Source organism: Citrobacter sedlakii NBRC 105722 (assembly GCF_000759835.1).
GTDB lineage: Bacteria > Pseudomonadota > Gammaproteobacteria > Enterobacterales > Enterobacteriaceae > Citrobacter_A > Citrobacter_A sedlakii.
The window spans coordinates 17,092-33,352 of record NZ_BBNB01000002.1; the positions used below are offsets into that span (position 1 = coordinate 17,092).

The following is a 16,261-nucleotide window of genomic DNA, read 5'->3' on the forward strand; positions in this document are numbered from 1 at the left end:
AACCGTGCCGCAACGCATTCTGGTGCTTGGCGCCAGCGGATACATCGGTCAGCATCTGGTGCAGGCGCTCAGCGCGCACGGGCATCAGGTGCTGGCGGCGGCACGTCGCACCGAACGGCTGGAAAAAATGCAGCTGTCGAACGTCAGCTGCCATAACATCGATCTGAACTGGCCGCGCACGCTGCCCGCCCTGCTGAAAAACATCGATACCCTGTACTATCTGGTTCACGGCATGGGCGAAGGCGGCGACTTTATCGCCCATGAACGGCAGGTGGCGCTGAACGTGCGTGACGCCCTGCGCGAAACGCCGGTTAATCAGCTGATTTTTCTCAGCTCGCTACAGGCGCCCGAACATGAGCAGTCGGACCACCTGCGCGCGCGACAACTGACGGCAGACACGTTGCGCGAGTCCGGCGTGCCGGTCACCGAACTGCGCGCCGGGATCATCGTCGGCGCAGGGTCCGCCGCGTTTGAAGTGATGCGCGATATGGTCTACAACCTGCCGATCCTCACGCCGCCGCGCTGGGTGCGCTCGCGCACCACCCCCATCGCGCTGGAGAACCTGCTGCATTACCTGGTGGAACTGCTCAACCATCCCACCCGCGAACATCGGGTGCTGGAAGCCGCCGGGCCGCAAGTGCTGAGCTATCAGGCGCAGTTTGAACATTTTATGACGGTCAGCGGCAAACGCCGTCCGCTCCTTCCCATCCCCTTTCCGACCCGTTGGATTTCCGTCTGGTTTCTTAACGTGATCACCTCTGTCCCCCCCACGACCGCGAAAGCGCTGATACAGGGACTGAAGCACGACCTGCTGGCTGACGACAGGGCGCTACGCGCGTTGATCCCGCAAAAGCTGATTGCCTTCGACGACGCGGTGCGCAGGACGCTGAAAGAAGAAGAGAAGCTGGTTAACTCCAGCGACTGGGGTTACGACGCGCAGGCATTTGCCCGCTGGCGGCCTGAGTACGGTTTTTTCGCCAAACAGGCTGGCTTTACCGTCAGCACCTCTGCCAGTCTGCAGGCGCTGTGGCAGGTCGTGAACCGTCTCGGTGGCAAAGAGGGATATTTCTTCGGCAATGCGTTGTGGAAAACCCGCGCGGCGATGGATCTGCTGGTCGGCCATCGGCTGGCGAAAGGTCGCCCCGAACATGCGCTTTTACAGCCCGGCGATACGGTGGACAGCTGGAAGGTGATTATTGTCGAGCCGGAAAAACAGCTGACCCTGCTGTTCGGTATGAAGGCGCCGGGGCTGGGCCGCCTCAGTTTTACCCTTGAGGATAAAGGGGATCACCGACAGATTGACGTGCGCGCCTGGTGGCATCCGCACGGGATGCCGGGCCTTTTTTACTGGCTGTTGATGATTCCGGCGCACCTGTTTATCTTCCGGGGAATGGCAAAGAAAATTGCCCGACTTGCAGAACAAATCACAGAAAATAAGTAAAAAGAGACTGTATTGTTTCACGTTTCCCATTGCATACCGACGTAATTCACGGAAGAATGCGCACGACGTTTTTAAAACACAGTGGATTGATATGAAGGTACTGGTTACCGGCGCAACCAGCGGCTTGGGACGAAACGCGGTTGAGTTTTTGCGCAACAAAGGCATCAGCGTCAGAGCCACCGGTCGCAATGAGGCGATGGGAAAACTGCTCGAGAAGATGGGCGCGGAATTTGTCCATGCGGATCTGACCGAGTTGGTTTCGTCACAGGCGAAGGTCATGCTCGCGGGCATCGACACGCTGTGGCACTGCTCAAGCTTCACCTCGCCGTGGGGAACCCAGGAAGCCTTTGATCTGGCCAACGTCCGCGCAACCCGTCGTCTTGGCGAATGGTCGGTGGCGTGGGGCGTGCGTAATTTCATTCATATCTCCTCCCCTTCGCTCTATTTCGATTACCACCATCATCGCGGTATTAAAGAGGATTTTCGCCCTCACCGTTTCGCCAACGAGTTTGCCCGCAGTAAAGCCGCCGGTGAAGACGTGATTAATCTGCTGGCGCAGGCTAACCCGCAAACGCGATTTACGGTGCTGCGTCCGCAAAGTCTGTTTGGCCCCCATGACAAAGTGTTTATCCCGCGACTGGCGCACATGATGCACCAGTACGGCAGCGTGCTGTTGCCCCACGGCGGCAGCGCGCTGGTGGATATGACCTACTATGAGAATGCGATTCACGCGATGTGGCTGGCCAGCCAGGCGCAGTGCGACAGCCTGCCCTCTGGCCGGGTGTATAACATCACCAACGGCGAGCCGAGAACCCTGCGCAGCATTGTGCAAAAGCTGATTGATGAACTGAATATCCACTGTCGGATCCGCTCTGTTCCCTACCCGATGCTGGACATGATCGCCCGCAGCATGGAGCGTTTCGGCAACAAATCCGCAAAAGAGCCCGCACTTACCCACTATGGCGTGTCAAAGCTGAATTTTGATTTTACGCTGGATATCAGCCGCGCCGGGGACGAGTTGGGATATAAACCGGTGGTGACGCTTGATGAGGGAATTATCAGAACCGCAGCCTGGCTGCGCGATCACGGGAAATTACATCGCTAAACCGCTCACCGCCGGAAGGTGACTTATCCGGGCGGCAAAATCGCAAAAAAGCGGCAACCTCTGGTTGCCGCTTTGCGTTTACCTTACAGCGCGGTCCATGCGTCGGACCATGCCAGACCCACGCCGGGTTCATAGTAGGTTGGCGCGTTGTTGCACCAGCCGCTGTACGGGAACGGTTTGCACTGGAACAGTTTACCGTGGTTGTTCACGATGTCCCCTGCGTTGTACGTGCTGTTAGCGCTCCAGCCTGGGTAAGCGCCTTCATCTTCAGACGGCGTCGAGGCCTTTGCTTTCACGTTCAGCAGATAGGATGCGGTGCTGCTCAGTTCGCCATCGCTGACGGTCAGGCTCACTTCGTACTGCTTCGCCGTAGCGGCTTCCGGCGCGGTAAAGGTCACCACCGCTTTGTCTTCGCCGGAAAGGGTCTGACCGTCCTGCGAGCGCCAGGTATAGGTCAGTTTATTACCGTCTTCATCGGTAGAGCTTTCCGCGCTCAGCGAAACCTGCGCCCCCGCTTCAACCGCGCCAACCGGCCCTGAAATAATCGCCACCGGCGCGTGGTTGACCACCACTGGCGCGGTATCGTCTGCCGGCGTGGTATCCGCCGGGGTCGTGTCATCTGGCGGGGTGGTATCGGCAGGCGTATCCTCAGACGGCGTGGTATCCGCCGGTGTGGTATCGGCAGGTGTGACCGGCGTACCGTCGTCATTCACAATGTTTACGTTATAGAACTTCTGCACGCATTTGGTGTAGTCGCCGTCTTTAAAGGCGCTGAACGGCGTCTGGTAGCCCACCAATTGGCAAGCATAGGTTTTACCGTCTGGCGTGTCCGCGCTCCACCCCCAGTCCTGTTCCCAGTAAATCTTCAGCGCGCCCGCGCCGTATTCGTCGAACTGTTTCATGTTGGCGCAACCCAGCACTTCATCAGCCGGAACAGGTACTTTCAGGTAATTGGCGAACTCTTTGTAGTACTTGATACGGTTCTGTGACTGGGCGATCTCGGTCGGGCCGCCGCATTCCACGCCGCCGTTGATGATCTGGGTGGTCACACCGAAGCCCGGCACCAGACCGTTGGCTTTATCGTGTTCGTTCGGCTGCCAGGTGCCGTCGATCACCTGCAACATGCTCGGCTTCGGCGGCTGCGGGTAGGCAAAGAAAAAGATCGCGCTCGCCAGGTTCAGCCAGGTGTCCGCCACCAGCTCCGGTTTGTCGAGCAGTACACGCACGTCGCCATACATCGCTTCCGAGAATGGACCGTAGTTGTAGTTATAGGACAACTGCTTCGCGCCGCGACCAAAGTAGCTCAGGAAGTCGCCGTCTTTGTCTTTACCGCACGGCCAGGTCTGCCCCTGCCATACGTCCGGGTTACATTCACCGTTATAGCCGCCCTTCTGGCCTTCGCTCCAGCCCATCTCGCGGACGTGAACCAGCGCCTGGCGCCATTCGGCCTCCGGACGCCAGCTTTCATGGCCGCCAGTTTCCTGGGCGAAGTGCGCGAACATAGTCGCCAGTTCTTTACGGCAGATCGCGTCGCTGTCGCGACCGTCGTTATAGGTCTGGCACAGTGCCGGGAATTTACCGACCGCTTTCAGGAAGTTGCTGTAGGTGTACGCCTGCGCGCGCAGCGGGAACAGGTATTCCCAGTCAGACGCTTTCACGATGCCTTCCACGCGCTTGACGTTTTCCGGATTGGCGGCGCGACCCGGCTCGATCAGTTCAACTGAGGCGTTATCGAGGGTGCGAATAGTCTCTTTTACCGACTGCATCAGCGGAAAGTTGGTCAGCTCCTGCTCTTTTTTCGCCAGGTCGCTGGCCTTCATGGTATAAGGCTCACCGCTGGTCGCCTGCAGATTGCTGGCCTGCGCCATAAACGGCGCCACACACGCGCCGGCAATAAGTACACTTAATAATGTCCGTTTGTTCATTTCAGTTTTCCTTGAATAGTACAATAAGATAATTAATCCCCTGGTTTATTTATTAATCCGTCAATAAATAAGCCCTCCAGTGCGACATTCACTTTTAGAAGAACACGCGTGGGTATTCTTCAAAAAATAAAAGTCATCCGCGGTAAGGTTTTTTTAACTGTTGATATTTATTCCATACCTTGCGCGCGTAGATCATGCGTTGAGGGTAGTTTTCTTTTTTCAGCCCTGCGTTATAAGCGCCAACGGCTTCCCAGTTATTGCCATAGACTTTAATCATGTCGGAAAGAATCGAAGCCCCCACCATAATTGAGGTGCACGGCTCGGCAATCAGCCGGTATTCATCAATCCCGTGTCGTTGCAGTTCTGTAAAATGCGAGCTGTTAATTTGCATCAAACCGACATCCCGGGTGCCATCGTGATTTACCCCTACGGCATAGGGATTCATCCCGGATTCAACTTTTGCTATTGCATATAAGAGATAAGGATCCACATGGTAATAATGCGCGGCGTTATCCCAACAGTTAGCGAATACGCTCTGACTGACAATCAGCAGCAAAAATATGATGCGTTTCATTTTTTCTCCTGATAAACGTGTTAATTGGCTCCTTTTTACATCCTGTCAGGTGAGAAGAACCACACCCGAAGCGGGGTGTGGTCCAGAGGTGCGGGGAGCGTACTCCCCGCGACCTGCGGTGAAATTATTTGCAGTCGGTTGCTGCGCCTTCCTTCACCCATACATCGCTGTTTGCCGGGTTGTCGCCCATGGTCCACCACTTCGCACGGTACACAGACCCTTCATACGTTGTAGTATCGCCACCGTTGTAGACCACATCGGAACGCCAGTTGAATTTCACCTGGCTGACCAGTTCCCAGGCTTCCGCACCGAAGCCCGGCTGGTTACCCTGCGTCCAGTACTTCGCTTTCCATACCAGATGGTCGAAGCTCACGGTATCGCCGCCGTTGTAGATTTTGCTGGATTCCCATGCCGCGTATTTGCTGGCGTTAGCGTCAACCGGGTTGTCGCAGGAATCTGTTGCGCTACCTTCATCAGACGGCGTGTTGTCTTCATCAGACGGGGTAGTACCTTCGTCTGAAGGGGTGTTGCCTTCATCAGACGGATGGGTGTCTTCCTCTGCCGGAGTCGGTACCGCTTTCGGATTCACAGTCACCTGCACGTTAGACTGTACGCTGGTCTTACCGTCGGACACGATCACGCTCAGGGTGAAGGTGGAGGCGTTTGCCACGTCTGGCGCAGTGATACGCACGTTCGCCGTATCCGTACCGGTTGCGTTCATATCTGCCGGTACGCTCCAGCTGTAGGTCAGCGCATCGCCATCCGGGTCGGTTGCCTGCGCATGCAGAGACAGAGACTCGCCCGCGGTCACGCTCACGGCTTCCATGGCGTTGATTACCGGAGCCTGGTTGGCTTTCGGCGCTTTATTCACTACCTGGACATCCACCGCATTGCTCAGGCCTTTCGCATCAGTGACCGTCAGACGGAATGCCAGAGTTTGATCGAGGGTAACCGCTGGCAGGTTGATGCTGGCTTTAGCGCTGGTGCTGTTGGCAATCGCTACGGTGGCGCCGGAAATCTGCGTCCACTTGTAGGTCAGCGCGTCGCCGTCCTGATCGCGGGAAGCCGAACCGTCGAGCATCACGGTCGCCGGGCCAGTTACGCTCTGGTCAACCGCAGAAGCGACCGGCGCGTGGTTGGTGTTTACCGGCTCAACCGGCGTGGAGCTGCCGCCCATCAGACCTTCGTTCATGGCGTTCAGGATATCGCCGTTATCGGACTCGATAGACCACGCGAACAGACCGCCGAGGTTGTTGTTCAGGACATATTTGCCTTTCGCTTCAACGGAGCGGGCGTTGTCGTAGGTCACCAGCTCGCCGGTAGACTTGTTGAATACATACGGCGCTTCTGCAGCGGTATCGTATTTGTATTCCCAACCCGGTTTGCCCAGCATCTGGTTGACGATCTGACGGTAGTCAACAATGCCGCTTTCCCAGGTGCCTTTCACCGGACCGGTAGCCGTGCCGGTGAACGGGTTGTCGCCAGTGTAGCCGTGAACGCCGGTCCAGCCGCGTCCGTACATCGCCGCGCCAACGACGATCTTGCCAGGCTGTACGCCCTGCTCCAGCATCGCTTTCACTGCGTTATCGGTGGTGTAGTTGGTGTCCGGTTTCCAAGACGCGCCATAAAGTGCGGTCTGGTGGCCGAGATCGGTGTTGCTCCACGCGCCGTAGAAGTCATAGCTCATCAGGAAGATATGATCGAGGTACTGCTGCGCCGTGTTGTAGTCAACGTCTTCAATCTTATCTTTGCCCGCGCCGATTGCGGTGGTCAGCTCGTAGGTACGGCCCGTTTCAGCCGACAGTTCGTTCAGCATCTGACGCAGATCGTGCATCAGCGCGGTGTACGTGGCCTTATCGGTCTGCGGATTACCGAGTTTGGCGTTCTCACCGCCGCCGCCCGGGAATTCCCAGTCAATATCCACACCGTCGAACACTTTCCAGGTTTTCAGGAACTCTTTTACAGAGGCGACGAAGCGATCGCGCAGGACTTTATTGTCCATCTGGAAAAACGGATCGGACAGCGTCCACCCGCCGACGGACGGCAGAATTTTCAGGTCAGGATGCGCTTTTTTCATCGCCATCAGCTGACCGTAGTTACCTTTGTACGGGTCATCCCAGTTGCTTACGCCCTGCTGCGGTTTCTGCAGCGCCGCCCATGGATCGTGGATCGCCACGGTGTAATCCTGACGTCCCTGGCACGCGCGTTTCAGGGATTCCAGCGCACCAGACGATTTGGCGCTGTCGTTAATACCGTCGCCGCCGCACATTGGAATAAAGCCATACAGCAGGTGGTTGATGTTCGCCACCGGGATTTTATCGGCGGAGAAGTTGCGGTCATAGACGCCCCACTCCGGGAAGTAGGCGCCAACCACTTTGTCGGTGTGCTGCGCGAAGGTTTTGTTATTTTCCAGCAGCGGGGTATTCAGCGGCAGCAGATGGCTACCGTCGGTATCCGCCACGATAATCAGCTTACTGGCGCTCTTGGTGCAACCGCTGTCGTTACACAATTCCACCTGTTCCTGATAGCGCCCGCCTTTTTTTACTTTAAAGGTCGCAGAGCCAGACGCGCTGCCAGCACCGGTCCAGACGGTTTTACCGTCCAGCAGTACTTTTGCGGAAGTCGGCGCATCGCCGCTCCACACGTTCCACTCCACTTTCACGTCAACGCCGTCGTTATGCACTTTAACGAGGTTGTTATAATCCTGAGCAGCCTGATCCACTTCCACGAGGGCAAATTTATCATTACCGCTGGAAATAGACGGCGTCCCTGGCGCCGCTGCAAATACAGAGCTTGTTGCCGCAGCGACAAACAACGCCAGATATTTTGGCTTCATAAATTTCATTATTAATTCCCGATAACTTTATTTGTGAATATGAAAATAACCATGCATTCCTTAAAGCATGAACGACAATGAGAAGTACTAATAAATGAATAACGGTATGAACCATGACGGCTCATTAAAGATTATTAATTATGGATATCCTCCCTATTTATTTGCAAACCATCCTTTTTTTTACCCTTGCATAATAATCCGGGAAACACCCTTCGTCCTTTCATTCCCTCGGCGAAAATAGATGAAAAAATACTTGCAGCGGCACTTAGAATGTGAATTGCCAGGATTGAATAATAAAAATAATTACTCCCGCCAATGAAAGGGCGGGGCCAAAAGGAATTTGTCGGTCGTTGCCAGTGGATTTATATAACAACACATAGATAACGATGCCAGTGAGCGCGGCAAGCAGCAGAATGTACGGCAACGGTTGCCAGCCGCACCAGGCCCCCAGCGCGGCAAACAGTTTACCATCCCCCTGACCCAGTCCCTCGCGCCCGGTCAACAGGCGGCATCCCCAATACACCAGCCACAACGACAGATAACCGGCTATCGCGCCATAGAGGGCGTCGGTTAACGGTAGCGTATGAACACAGGCGTGGAACAACAACCCGGCCCACAACAGAGGCTGGGTTAAAGAGTCCGGTAGCAGAAGATAACGGGCGTCGATGAAGGTGAGCGGCAACAGGCCGGTCCACAAGATCCACAGCGCGATCAGCGCAGGCAACGAAGGCGCGAAAGCGGCGGTCAGCGCAAAGAAGAGCGCGCTGAGGCATTCGACCATTAACAGACGAAGCGGGATAGCGACCCGGCAGTGGCTGCAGCGTCCCCGCAGACAGCACCAGCTCAACAGAGGAATATTTTCCCACCAGGCCAACACATGTCCGCATGCCGGACAGTGCGAGGCGGGAAACAGCAAATTCCCTGCGTCTTCTTCCTCCAGCAGCATCGGCGGAAGGCGCTCGACCACCACGCCCAAAAAGCTGCCGATGATACTGCCGAACACGCCGCTCATAACGCAAAACCCCAGCGGATAGCCCTCTCTGAAGGCGGTCAGGGCATTCATGCGGCTTTTTTCCAGCTCAGTACCAGCGTCGCCTTGACGCTGCTGGCGCGGTCGACCGGCATTAACGCCATTTTTTCCAGACGCACGCCTGAGGAAAGATTCAGTTCACGCAGCCAGTTTTTCAGTTCAACAACGTTCACCTTCTCAACAACAAGTTCGAGAGACTGCTCATGCTGGCGAATATCCGTCAGCGGCAAATGGATCTCTTTCGCGCTCTCTTCGATCACCTGGCGCGGATTGCTGGTTTTTAATACCTTCGCCTGCAAATGATTTTTATCGATCTCTTCGCGCATCCAGCGCAGAGTCTCTTTTTGCCGTAATAATGTCGATTCGCTGTTTTTAATCATAGTGTCCAGCGGGATGATGCCGCCGTAATAGACCGCGGCACAGCACAGCGCCGCGGCGCACAGCGTAAACAGGTTACGCTCGCGCGGACTGTAATTCTGGTAACGCGCTTTCAGTTGGGCAATACGCTCTTTCATTTATATTTCCCGGTGACTATCGCCGTAAAGGGCGCCTGGGTGGAGACGGGTTGCAGGGTAAAATCAAAACTGCCGCGGGCCTGGTTCACAAATGACTGGATCGCCTGCGGGTCCGGTGACGACAGGCTCAGGGTAAGCTGATTTTGCGCCTCGTTATATTCCAGTTGGCTTAATTCCACGGCGGGCACGTTTTTTTTAATTTGCGCCAGGGCGTCAAGTTGTAAAAAGACCCCTTTCGGCTGTTTTTTGAGATTCTGACCAAAATGATACTTAATGTTGGTCTGCTGGCGCAGGCTGGGGAAATAGTGTTGCGCCACCTGAACGATCTCTTCCTGCGCCTGGTTTTCCTGTTGCACCAGCATCCAGGCCATGGCGATCCGCGGGCCAATCATCAGCCCCACGGAAAGCGCCACGGCGGCGGCCAGCATCGCTTTCCCATGCCGGAAGCCGTGCGTGCCGGAGGCTAAAAAGGGACCGTGCAACATATTGGCGCGGCAGGTTTTCCACTGCGGCTGAATCAGCGTCAGAGGATGCTGCCACGCCCGCTGTTCAGTAATGACGACGCCGGACGGGACGTCGCCGTAGCAGCAAATGTCGCCATCGAGATCGCGGGTCAAAAACGGCATCAGGGCGGCATCTGCCTCACAGGCGCTAAACGGCGCGGCGCGCAGCCACCAGCTGTCGCCGCAGGAAACCAGGGTCGCGCCGCCTTCGCTGACGGGCAGTAAAATGGCATCCGGCAGAACCTGAATCACGTTCAGCCCCGCTTTTTCACAAAGCGAAAGCCAGAAGCGCAAACATTCTGCGTCAATCGCCACCGCGTCCACCTCACGGCCTTTTTTGCGCAGTACCGTCCAGTGCAACGTGTCCACATCGCCAATCAGCGTTTCTTCCGCCAGCCACGAGAACGGCGCCGACTGGATGGAAAGCCCTTTTTTTGGCAGTGTAAACTGGCGAAAGACCAGTTCGCTGGCGGGCAACAGCAGGCAGACGCGCGTTGCCAGCGGACTGTCTGCCAGCGTGCTTAAGGCGGCGCGATTATCCAGAACGTTCACCTGCTGCTGGCCGGAAATACACCACGCAATTTTCCCGTCCTCATTCGCGTCGGGACGAATAAAAAGTACCTGTTTCATTGACTATGACTCTTCTTATTCCATTATTCGGTAGCGGCGTTGCCAGGTCGTAACCTTCCCGGCTTCCTTATCAACGTGCAGTTGGCTGACAACGCGCAGCGTTAAATCATCGGTATTCCCGGTGCTGTTAACCCGGAAATCGTTGCTGTTCACCGCGATAAATTCCTGAACCTGGGTCAGAACTTCTTTGCTCTGCGGGTAGTTTGTTTCTAATTCCTTGCTGAAAGCCTCGACCGACTCCCACCCCTCTTGCGGACGGGAAGCAAGCAAGCGCGACGCGTCATCTTCACTCAGTTTTCCGAGGAACAGCGCCGACAATAGCGTTGCCTGCTCAGGCTTAAGGGTGTTCACATCGACCGTGCCATCGGCGTCCGGCAGGGCGCACAGCAGGGTGCTGGCTTTGGGCCAGGCCGCTGGCGGAAACGCCGGCAGCTGTGTGATCTCACCGATAGTACGCATCATCTGGTTCGCAGGAAGCCGCTCCGGCAGCGCGCCGGCCCACGCATCGTTCTCCTGCCCCTCTTTCGCCGTGATACTGTCACCGTCGAGGTAATCCATCAGTTGTTGATACACCTCTTCTGCGGTCACAGTGCTGACACCACTGTCGGCCAGCAGTTGTTCAATAATTTGCTCTTTTACCGGTTTCGTCGGCAACGCGGCGGCATCTGTGGCCGTCGTCGCTTTTTCTTCCGCCAGCAGGCTGTTGACATTGAAGCAGCGCCGGGCGTCCTCAATCTGGCTGACCACCGTGTAGTATTCCCCTTGGGTTTCCAGCGGCTCGCGCCATTCGCCCTCTGGTGAAAGCCCTTTGCTTTCACCGCTGGTGAGGGTTTGCAGACGATCTTTAATCACCTCATCCTGGCGTTGCATCGCCCAGCGCAACTGCTGCTGGCTCACCTGATATCGCGTTTTCTGCAAATTGCGACAGAACTGCTGGCTGATTTTTGCCGCCAGCGCGGACATCATGACCAACAGGATCAGCACCACCAGCAGCGCGACGCCGCGCTGTTTGTCTGTTTTCATTTTGCCTCTCCGGTCGGTACGGCGGCGGCAGGCGTCGCGGCCTCCGCTGCGGGCGAGGTTGGCGGCGACGCGACGTCCGCTGGCGCTTCCGGCTTTTTCGCTAACTGAATTTCCGGCATCTCCCCGGGGGTGAGAAACACCCAGCGCCAGGTTTCGCCGTTTGTCAGCGTCAGCGTCAGCTCCACGCCGTCTGGCTGGTGAGCGGCGTCCGTCCAGGCGTCCTGCCAATCCTGACGCCAGAAGCGCCAGCGCATCTCTTTCACGTCGTTTAAAATGGGCACCTCTTCCGGTTTGACGCTGGAAGGGCTGTCGATCGCCGGCCAGACGTCGCGCCACAGGCGGTGCTCCTCAAGCCGCCAGCGCACGCGCTCCAGCCGGACATCGCCGCTCAAGGCGCTCAGGGTACTGAGTTCAACGGCGTTCCCATCCTGTCGAAACACCTCCGGTTCATTGCGCGGCGCGCGCGCCTGAAGCTGGAAGAAATCGCGCTCCAGCAGGTTATAGGCGCGCTGTAGCTGGTTGAGCTTCGTCGCCGCGGTGTCCGTTGCCGTCGTGGTGCGCATCGCGCCGTCGAGTATTTGCCATGCCAGGATGCTGATCACCGCGAAAATGGTCAGGGCAATCATGATCTCCAGCAGGGTAAAGCCCTGCTGACGCGGGAGTCGCTTACTCATGGCGTGTCCTCCGGCGGGATGATGCTCAGGACGATCACCGGCTGGCTTTCGTCGCCTTCGGCATAAACCGCAATGTCGTTGGCAAACACCTTGTTGTCTTTTTTCACCCGCTGGATCTGCCAGGTCCAGGTGCGTCCGCCCATCGTTTCGTCGCCTTTTTCAGCGGCATCAGGAAACGGGCGCTTTTCCAGCTGCGCTTCGGCCAGTTGATTTTCCGCCACCCAACTGGCCTGCAGCGTGTCCGCCAGGCCGTGGGTAAAGCGCACGTTCAGCGAAACGGAATTCATAAGCGCCAGCGCCGCGGTGGAGAAAATAACTAACGCCACCATGACTTCCAGTAGCGTCATCCCCTGCTCTTTCATCCTACGTTTAGTCATTATTCTCTACCGACACCGGCGAGGCGCCCTGCGACACCACGCTAAAATGGTGCTGTTTATCGTCACTTTGCAGGGTCAGGCGAAAGCGGGACATCTCCCCGTCGGGTAAAAATATCACCTGCGGTTCGGACGTTACCGTCGCCGCCAGACGCTGTGGCGAAAGGGAGATATGCATCGTTTCCGGAAACTGGCCGTGAGTGTAAATACGCCCGGCGGTGAGCGGTTCCCAGCGCCGTTCGCCATTTTTTTCGGCCGGGGCGACAAGTTGATATTCCGATGGCGTTATGACCAGCCCGATAATAGTGCCGTCCATTACCGCGCGGTCGGAACCGTATTCAACGAGAGATTTCATTTGCTGGCCAAATATATCCGCACCACTGCGCGATGGAATCGTCGACACGACCATCATGGCGCAGCTGGCAAATATCACCAGCGCCAGAATAATTTCCAGCAATGTAAACCCACGCTGTTTTTTCATCACTTATCTTTGTTATCTAACGACCAGTTCGTAATATCATCGGCAGTGTTCGCTTCGGCATCCGGCCCCGGCGAAAAGATATCTACCGCGCCGTGCTCGCCCGGACTGACGAGAATATAATCATTGCCCCACGGATCCTGCGGCAGGCGACGAATATAACCGTCAGTACGATAGCCGTTCGGAATTGGCGCGATTTCCGGCTTCGTCACCAGTGCCTGCAGGCCCTGTTCGCTGGTGGGATAACGGTGGTTATCCAGCTTGTACATATCCAGCGATCCCTCCAGCGCCACAATGTCGCTGGTCGCCTTCTGGGTATCGGCTTTCTCTTTATTTCCCATCAGGTTTGGCACCACCATGCTTGCCAGAACCCCAAGGATGACGATCACCACCATTAATTCGAGCAAAGTAAACCCGGCCTGACGCGTCAGGCTTTTTCTTTTTACAGACATAATTAACCCACCATATTATTGAGCTGAAGAAGCGGCTGTAATATTGACAGCACGATAAATAAAACCACTGTCGCCATTGTCACCACCAGTGCCGGTTCAAATACCGACAGCGTTAATGTAATTCGATGTTGTAATGCAGATTCCTGGTTTTCCGCTGCCCGATCCATTAATCCGCCGAGTTCGCCGCTCTCTTCGCCGGAGGCGATCATGTACAACATGGTTGGCGGAAATAATTTCGCCTGTTCCAGCGCGTTATATAACGACGCGCCCTGGCGAACCGTGTCCGCCGCCTGCTCCAGCGCCTGCCGGGCATACAGGTTTTCAATCCCGTCCATCGCGATATACATCCCTTCCAGCAGCGGTACGCTGCTGGCCTGAAGGATGCTCAGCGTGCGGATGTAGCGGGCGCTGTTAATGGCGCAGACCAGTTTTTTCAACGGCGAGCCGTTCACCAGCCAGCGGTGATAAACAAAGCGGTTGCTCTCTTTTTTAAGCCAGGCCTTAAAACCGACACCCCCGCCCACCAAGCCGCCGCCGATCACCATGCCGTAAGCCTGCAAAAAGTCGCTCACCGCGATCAGCGTGCGGGTGGTGATCGGCAATTGCTGTTTCATGTGGACAAACTGTTCGATCACCTGCGGCACTACCGCCACCAGCAGTATGGAGATGACCGCAATCGCCACCACCGTCAGGGTGATCGGATACACCATCGCCTGCGACAACTTGCTTTTCATTTTTTGTCGTTGTTCGTTGTACTCCGCCAGCTTTTCCAGCACATCACCCAGATGGCCGGTTTTTTCGCCCGCCATCACCAGGGTGCAGTAAAGCTTGTCAAAGGTGCGGGAATACTGGCTAAACGCGTCGAACAAGGTGTGCCCTTCCACCACCTTTTCGCGGATGTCAGTGACCATCGCCGCCAGCTTTTTGTCTTCCGTCTGTCTGGCAATCGCCTTCAACGCGCTTTCCAGCGGTAGCGCGGCGTTCACCAGCGTCGACAGTTGGCGGGTAAACATCGACAGCACCGGCGTGGCGAGTTTCACCCCTTTTCGGACGCTTTTCCCGGCGGCCTGTTCGCGGGTAACGGCGATGGTCACCGGCATCAGCTTTTGCTCACGCAGGGTCTGGCGAACCTGTTTCGGTCCGTCGGCCTGCAGCGTGCCGCGCCGGGTTTTCCCGGCGGCGTCGGTGGCGGTCCAGGCATACCATGCCATTATTCGTCTCCTCCGCGCTCGGCGGTGACGCGCATCACCTCTTCCAGCGATGTGACGCCGGAAATCACCTTCAGCAGACCGTTCTCGCGCAGACTCCAGGCCTCTTTAAACATCTGCGTCTCGATGGACATTTCATCCTGGTCTTCGTGGATAGCGCGACGCATGGCGCTGTCGACCACCAGAAATTCATGGATCCCGGCGCGTCCCTGGTAACCGCTCTGGCGGCACTGCTCACAGCCCACTGCGCGATAAATCGCCTTCGGTGGTTTTTCCATAAACGTGAACAGCGCTTTTTCATTGTCTTCCAGCGGACTGCTTTGCCGACAGTGGGGGCACAACCGGCGAACCAGACGCTGGGCAATGACGCCAAGAAGCGATGAACCAATTAAAAACGACTCCAGCCCCATATCGCGCAAACGGGTAATCGCCCCCGCCGCGCTGTTGGTGTGCAGCGTAGACATGACCAGATGACCGGTCAGCGACGCCTGCACCGCGATCTGCGCGGTTTCGCCGTCACGAATTTCCCCGATCATCACCACATCCGGATCCTGACGCAGGATTGCGCGCAGGCCGCGGGCAAAGGTCATGTCCACGCGCGGGTTGACCTGGGTCTGCCCTACCCCTTCCAGCTCGTATTCGATCGGGTCTTCGACGGTCAGAATGTTGCGTTCATGACCGTTGAGCGCCGACAAAATGGCGTACAACGTGGTGCTTTTACCGGACCCCGTCGGCCCGGTGACCAGGATAATGCCGTGCGGACGCGCGATCAGCCCTTTCAGCCTGACCAGTTCCTCCTCGATCAGCCCGAGTTTGTTGATATCCGGCTTAAGATTGCTTTTGTCCAGCAAACGCATCACCACGCGCTCGCCGTACTGCGATGGAATGGTGGAAACACGCACATCCACCGCTTTACGTCCGATCCGCAAAGAGATACGGCCATCCTGCGGCAGACGTTTCTCGGCGATATCGAGCTTTGACATGACTTTGATACGTGACACCAGCAGCGGCGCCAGCTTGCGCGCGGGCTGTAACACCGGGCGCAGGACGCCGTCGACGCGAAACCGGATGCTCAATGTGCGTTCGAAGGTTTCGATATGGATATCCGACGCGCCGTCTTTCACCGCTTCACCAAGAATGGCGTTGATCAGACGGATCACCGGTGAATTTTCGTCATTATCAAGCAGATCTTCGTTGTCCGGGATCTCCTCGGTGAGCGCCATCAGATCGATATCCGCGTCCATATCATCAACCAACTGCTGCGACACGCCGCTGTTCTGTTGCCAGATTTTCGCCAGCATTTCGTCGAACGCCTCTGCCGTCACCACCGTTGGGGTGAAGGCATGGCCCAGCGCCCGCCGCATTTCCAGCAACGCAAACGCAGGCGCGTTATCACGGATATACACTGTATTGTTATGGATCAGCACGCCGTTATCTTTGGCGAAGCTGCTGCTGCATAACTGTTTGCTGAGTTCGTCCATGCCGCCTCCGCC

At 56.6% G+C, this 16,261-nt stretch carries 15 protein-coding genes; 2 read left to right on the forward strand and 13 right to left on the reverse strand.

All coding sequences use genetic code 11. From position 1 onward, the window contains the following. Positions 1 to 4 precede the first annotated feature (4 nt). Both CSE01S_RS04435 and CSE01S_RS04440 read left to right on the forward strand, forming a co-directional pair. Entirely contained in the window at positions 5 to 1,441 is a 1,437-nt protein-coding gene (locus CSE01S_RS04435) for an SDR family oxidoreductase (RefSeq protein WP_042284868.1), read from the forward strand. 91 nt (positions 1,442 to 1,532) lie between these two features. Next, positions 1,533 to 2,546 carry a 3-beta-hydroxysteroid dehydrogenase gene (locus CSE01S_RS04440; RefSeq protein ID WP_042284871.1) on the forward strand — a complete coding sequence of 338 codons (1,014 nt, stop codon included), beginning with the start codon at positions 1,533 to 1,535 and terminating at the stop codon, positions 2,544 to 2,546. Between the two features lie 83 nt (positions 2,547 to 2,629). On the opposite strand, the gene CSE01S_RS04445 is transcribed toward CSE01S_RS04440, so the two are convergent. The 13 genes from CSE01S_RS04445 to gspE all read right to left on the reverse strand — a co-directional run bounded on the left by CSE01S_RS04445 (position 2,630) and on the right by gspE (position 16,249). Then, positions 2,630 to 4,471, reverse strand: a complete 1,842-nt coding sequence (locus CSE01S_RS04445) for a chitinase (RefSeq protein ID WP_042284873.1) — start codon at positions 4,469 to 4,471, stop codon at positions 2,630 to 2,632. Between the two features lie 133 nt (positions 4,472 to 4,604). Further along, the gene (iagB, locus tag CSE01S_RS04450) at positions 4,605 to 5,045 is read right to left on the reverse strand and encodes a type III secretion system invasion protein IagB (RefSeq protein WP_042284876.1); all 441 of its coding nucleotides are present in this window, start codon (positions 5,043 to 5,045) and stop codon (positions 4,605 to 4,607) included. A gap of 124 nt (positions 5,046 to 5,169) precedes the next feature. After that, positions 5,170 to 7,890, reverse strand: a complete 2,721-nt coding sequence (locus CSE01S_RS04455; protein WP_042284879.1) for a glycosyl hydrolase family 18 protein — start codon at positions 7,888 to 7,890, stop codon at positions 5,170 to 5,172. Positions 7,891 to 8,146: 256 nt separating this feature from the next. Next, a complete protein-coding gene (locus CSE01S_RS04460; RefSeq protein WP_042284882.1) occupies positions 8,147 to 8,944 on the reverse strand; it encodes a prepilin peptidase in 798 nt (265 codons plus the stop codon). Beyond that, positions 8,941 to 9,426 (reverse strand): type II secretion system protein M, encoded by a 486-nt coding sequence (locus tag CSE01S_RS04465; RefSeq protein WP_042284884.1) that lies wholly within the window; start codon positions 9,424 to 9,426, stop codon positions 8,941 to 8,943. Before CSE01S_RS04465 ends, CSE01S_RS04460 begins: the two co-directional genes overlap by 4 nt. Continuing rightward, positions 9,423 to 10,559 (reverse strand): type II secretion system protein GspL, encoded by a 1,137-nt coding sequence (gspL, locus tag CSE01S_RS04470; RefSeq protein WP_042284886.1) that lies wholly within the window; start codon positions 10,557 to 10,559, stop codon positions 9,423 to 9,425. The genes CSE01S_RS04465 and gspL overlap by 4 nt, the downstream gene beginning before the upstream one ends. Positions 10,560 to 10,574: 15 nt before the next feature. Next, a complete protein-coding gene (gspK, locus tag CSE01S_RS04475; protein ID WP_042284888.1) occupies positions 10,575 to 11,582 on the reverse strand; it encodes a type II secretion system minor pseudopilin GspK in 1,008 nt (335 codons plus the stop codon). Then, positions 11,579 to 12,256: a type II secretion system protein GspJ gene (locus tag CSE01S_RS04480; RefSeq protein WP_042284891.1), complete on the reverse strand. Its 678-nt coding sequence runs from the start codon at positions 12,254 to 12,256 to the stop codon at positions 11,579 to 11,581. The genes gspK and CSE01S_RS04480 overlap by 4 nt, the downstream gene beginning before the upstream one ends. Next, the gene (gspI, locus tag CSE01S_RS04485) at positions 12,253 to 12,633 is read right to left on the reverse strand and encodes a type II secretion system minor pseudopilin GspI (protein ID WP_042284893.1); all 381 of its coding nucleotides are present in this window, start codon (positions 12,631 to 12,633) and stop codon (positions 12,253 to 12,255) included. The genes CSE01S_RS04480 and gspI overlap by 4 nt, the downstream gene beginning before the upstream one ends. Further along, positions 12,626 to 13,111, reverse strand: a complete 486-nt coding sequence (gene gspH, locus CSE01S_RS04490) for a type II secretion system minor pseudopilin GspH (protein ID WP_042284895.1) — start codon at positions 13,109 to 13,111, stop codon at positions 12,626 to 12,628. Before gspH ends, gspI begins: the two co-directional genes overlap by 8 nt. Further along, positions 13,111 to 13,560 carry a type II secretion system major pseudopilin GspG gene (gene gspG / locus CSE01S_RS04495; RefSeq protein WP_042284899.1) on the reverse strand — a complete coding sequence of 150 codons (450 nt, stop codon included), beginning with the start codon at positions 13,558 to 13,560 and terminating at the stop codon, positions 13,111 to 13,113. The genes gspH and gspG overlap by 1 nt, the downstream gene beginning before the upstream one ends. A gap of 2 nt (positions 13,561 to 13,562) precedes the next feature. Beyond that, positions 13,563 to 14,771: a type II secretion system inner membrane protein GspF gene (gene gspF / locus CSE01S_RS04500; protein ID WP_042284902.1), complete on the reverse strand. Its 1,209-nt coding sequence runs from the start codon at positions 14,769 to 14,771 to the stop codon at positions 13,563 to 13,565. Beyond that, on the reverse strand, positions 14,771 to 16,249 hold the full coding sequence (gspE, locus tag CSE01S_RS04505) for a type II secretion system ATPase GspE (RefSeq protein ID WP_042284905.1): 1,479 nt from the start codon (positions 16,247 to 16,249) through the stop codon (positions 14,771 to 14,773). Before gspE ends, gspF begins: the two co-directional genes overlap by 1 nt. Positions 16,250 to 16,261 lie beyond the last annotated feature (12 nt).

What these genes read in the sequence shown, in the direction of transcription:
- CSE01S_RS04455 (WP_042284879.1), bottom strand. Translation starts at nt 7,890, where the DNA reads ATGAAATTTATGAAGCCAAAATATCTGGCGTTGTTTGTCGCTGCGGCA.
- CSE01S_RS04465 (WP_042284884.1), bottom strand. Translation starts at nt 9,426, where the DNA reads ATGAAAGAGCGTATTGCCCAACTGAAAGCGCGTTACCAGAATTACAGT.
- CSE01S_RS04440 (WP_042284871.1), top strand. Translation starts at nt 1,533, where the DNA reads ATGAAGGTACTGGTTACCGGCGCAACCAGCGGCTTGGGACGAAACGCG.
- gspF (WP_042284902.1), bottom strand. Translation starts at nt 14,771, where the DNA reads ATGGCATGGTATGCCTGGACCGCCACCGACGCCGCCGGGAAAACCCGG.
- gspL (WP_042284886.1), bottom strand. Translation starts at nt 10,559, where the DNA reads ATGAAACAGGTACTTTTTATTCGTCCCGACGCGAATGAGGACGGGAAA.
- gspG (WP_042284899.1), bottom strand. Translation starts at nt 13,560, where the DNA reads ATGTCTGTAAAAAGAAAAAGCCTGACGCGTCAGGCCGGGTTTACTTTG.
- gspE (WP_042284905.1), bottom strand. Translation starts at nt 16,249, where the DNA reads ATGGACGAACTCAGCAAACAGTTATGCAGCAGCAGCTTCGCCAAAGAT.
- iagB (WP_042284876.1), bottom strand. Translation starts at nt 5,045, where the DNA reads ATGAAACGCATCATATTTTTGCTGCTGATTGTCAGTCAGAGCGTATTC.
- CSE01S_RS04480 (WP_042284891.1), bottom strand. Translation starts at nt 12,256, where the DNA reads ATGAGTAAGCGACTCCCGCGTCAGCAGGGCTTTACCCTGCTGGAGATC.
- gspK (WP_042284888.1), bottom strand. Translation starts at nt 11,582, where the DNA reads ATGAAAACAGACAAACAGCGCGGCGTCGCGCTGCTGGTGGTGCTGATC.
- CSE01S_RS04445 (WP_042284873.1), bottom strand. Translation starts at nt 4,471, where the DNA reads ATGAACAAACGGACATTATTAAGTGTACTTATTGCCGGCGCGTGTGTG.
- CSE01S_RS04460 (WP_042284882.1), bottom strand. Translation starts at nt 8,944, where the DNA reads ATGAATGCCCTGACCGCCTTCAGAGAGGGCTATCCGCTGGGGTTTTGC.
- gspH (WP_042284895.1), bottom strand. Translation starts at nt 13,111, where the DNA reads ATGAAAAAACAGCGTGGGTTTACATTGCTGGAAATTATTCTGGCGCTG.
- gspI (WP_042284893.1), bottom strand. Translation starts at nt 12,633, where the DNA reads ATGACTAAACGTAGGATGAAAGAGCAGGGGATGACGCTACTGGAAGTC.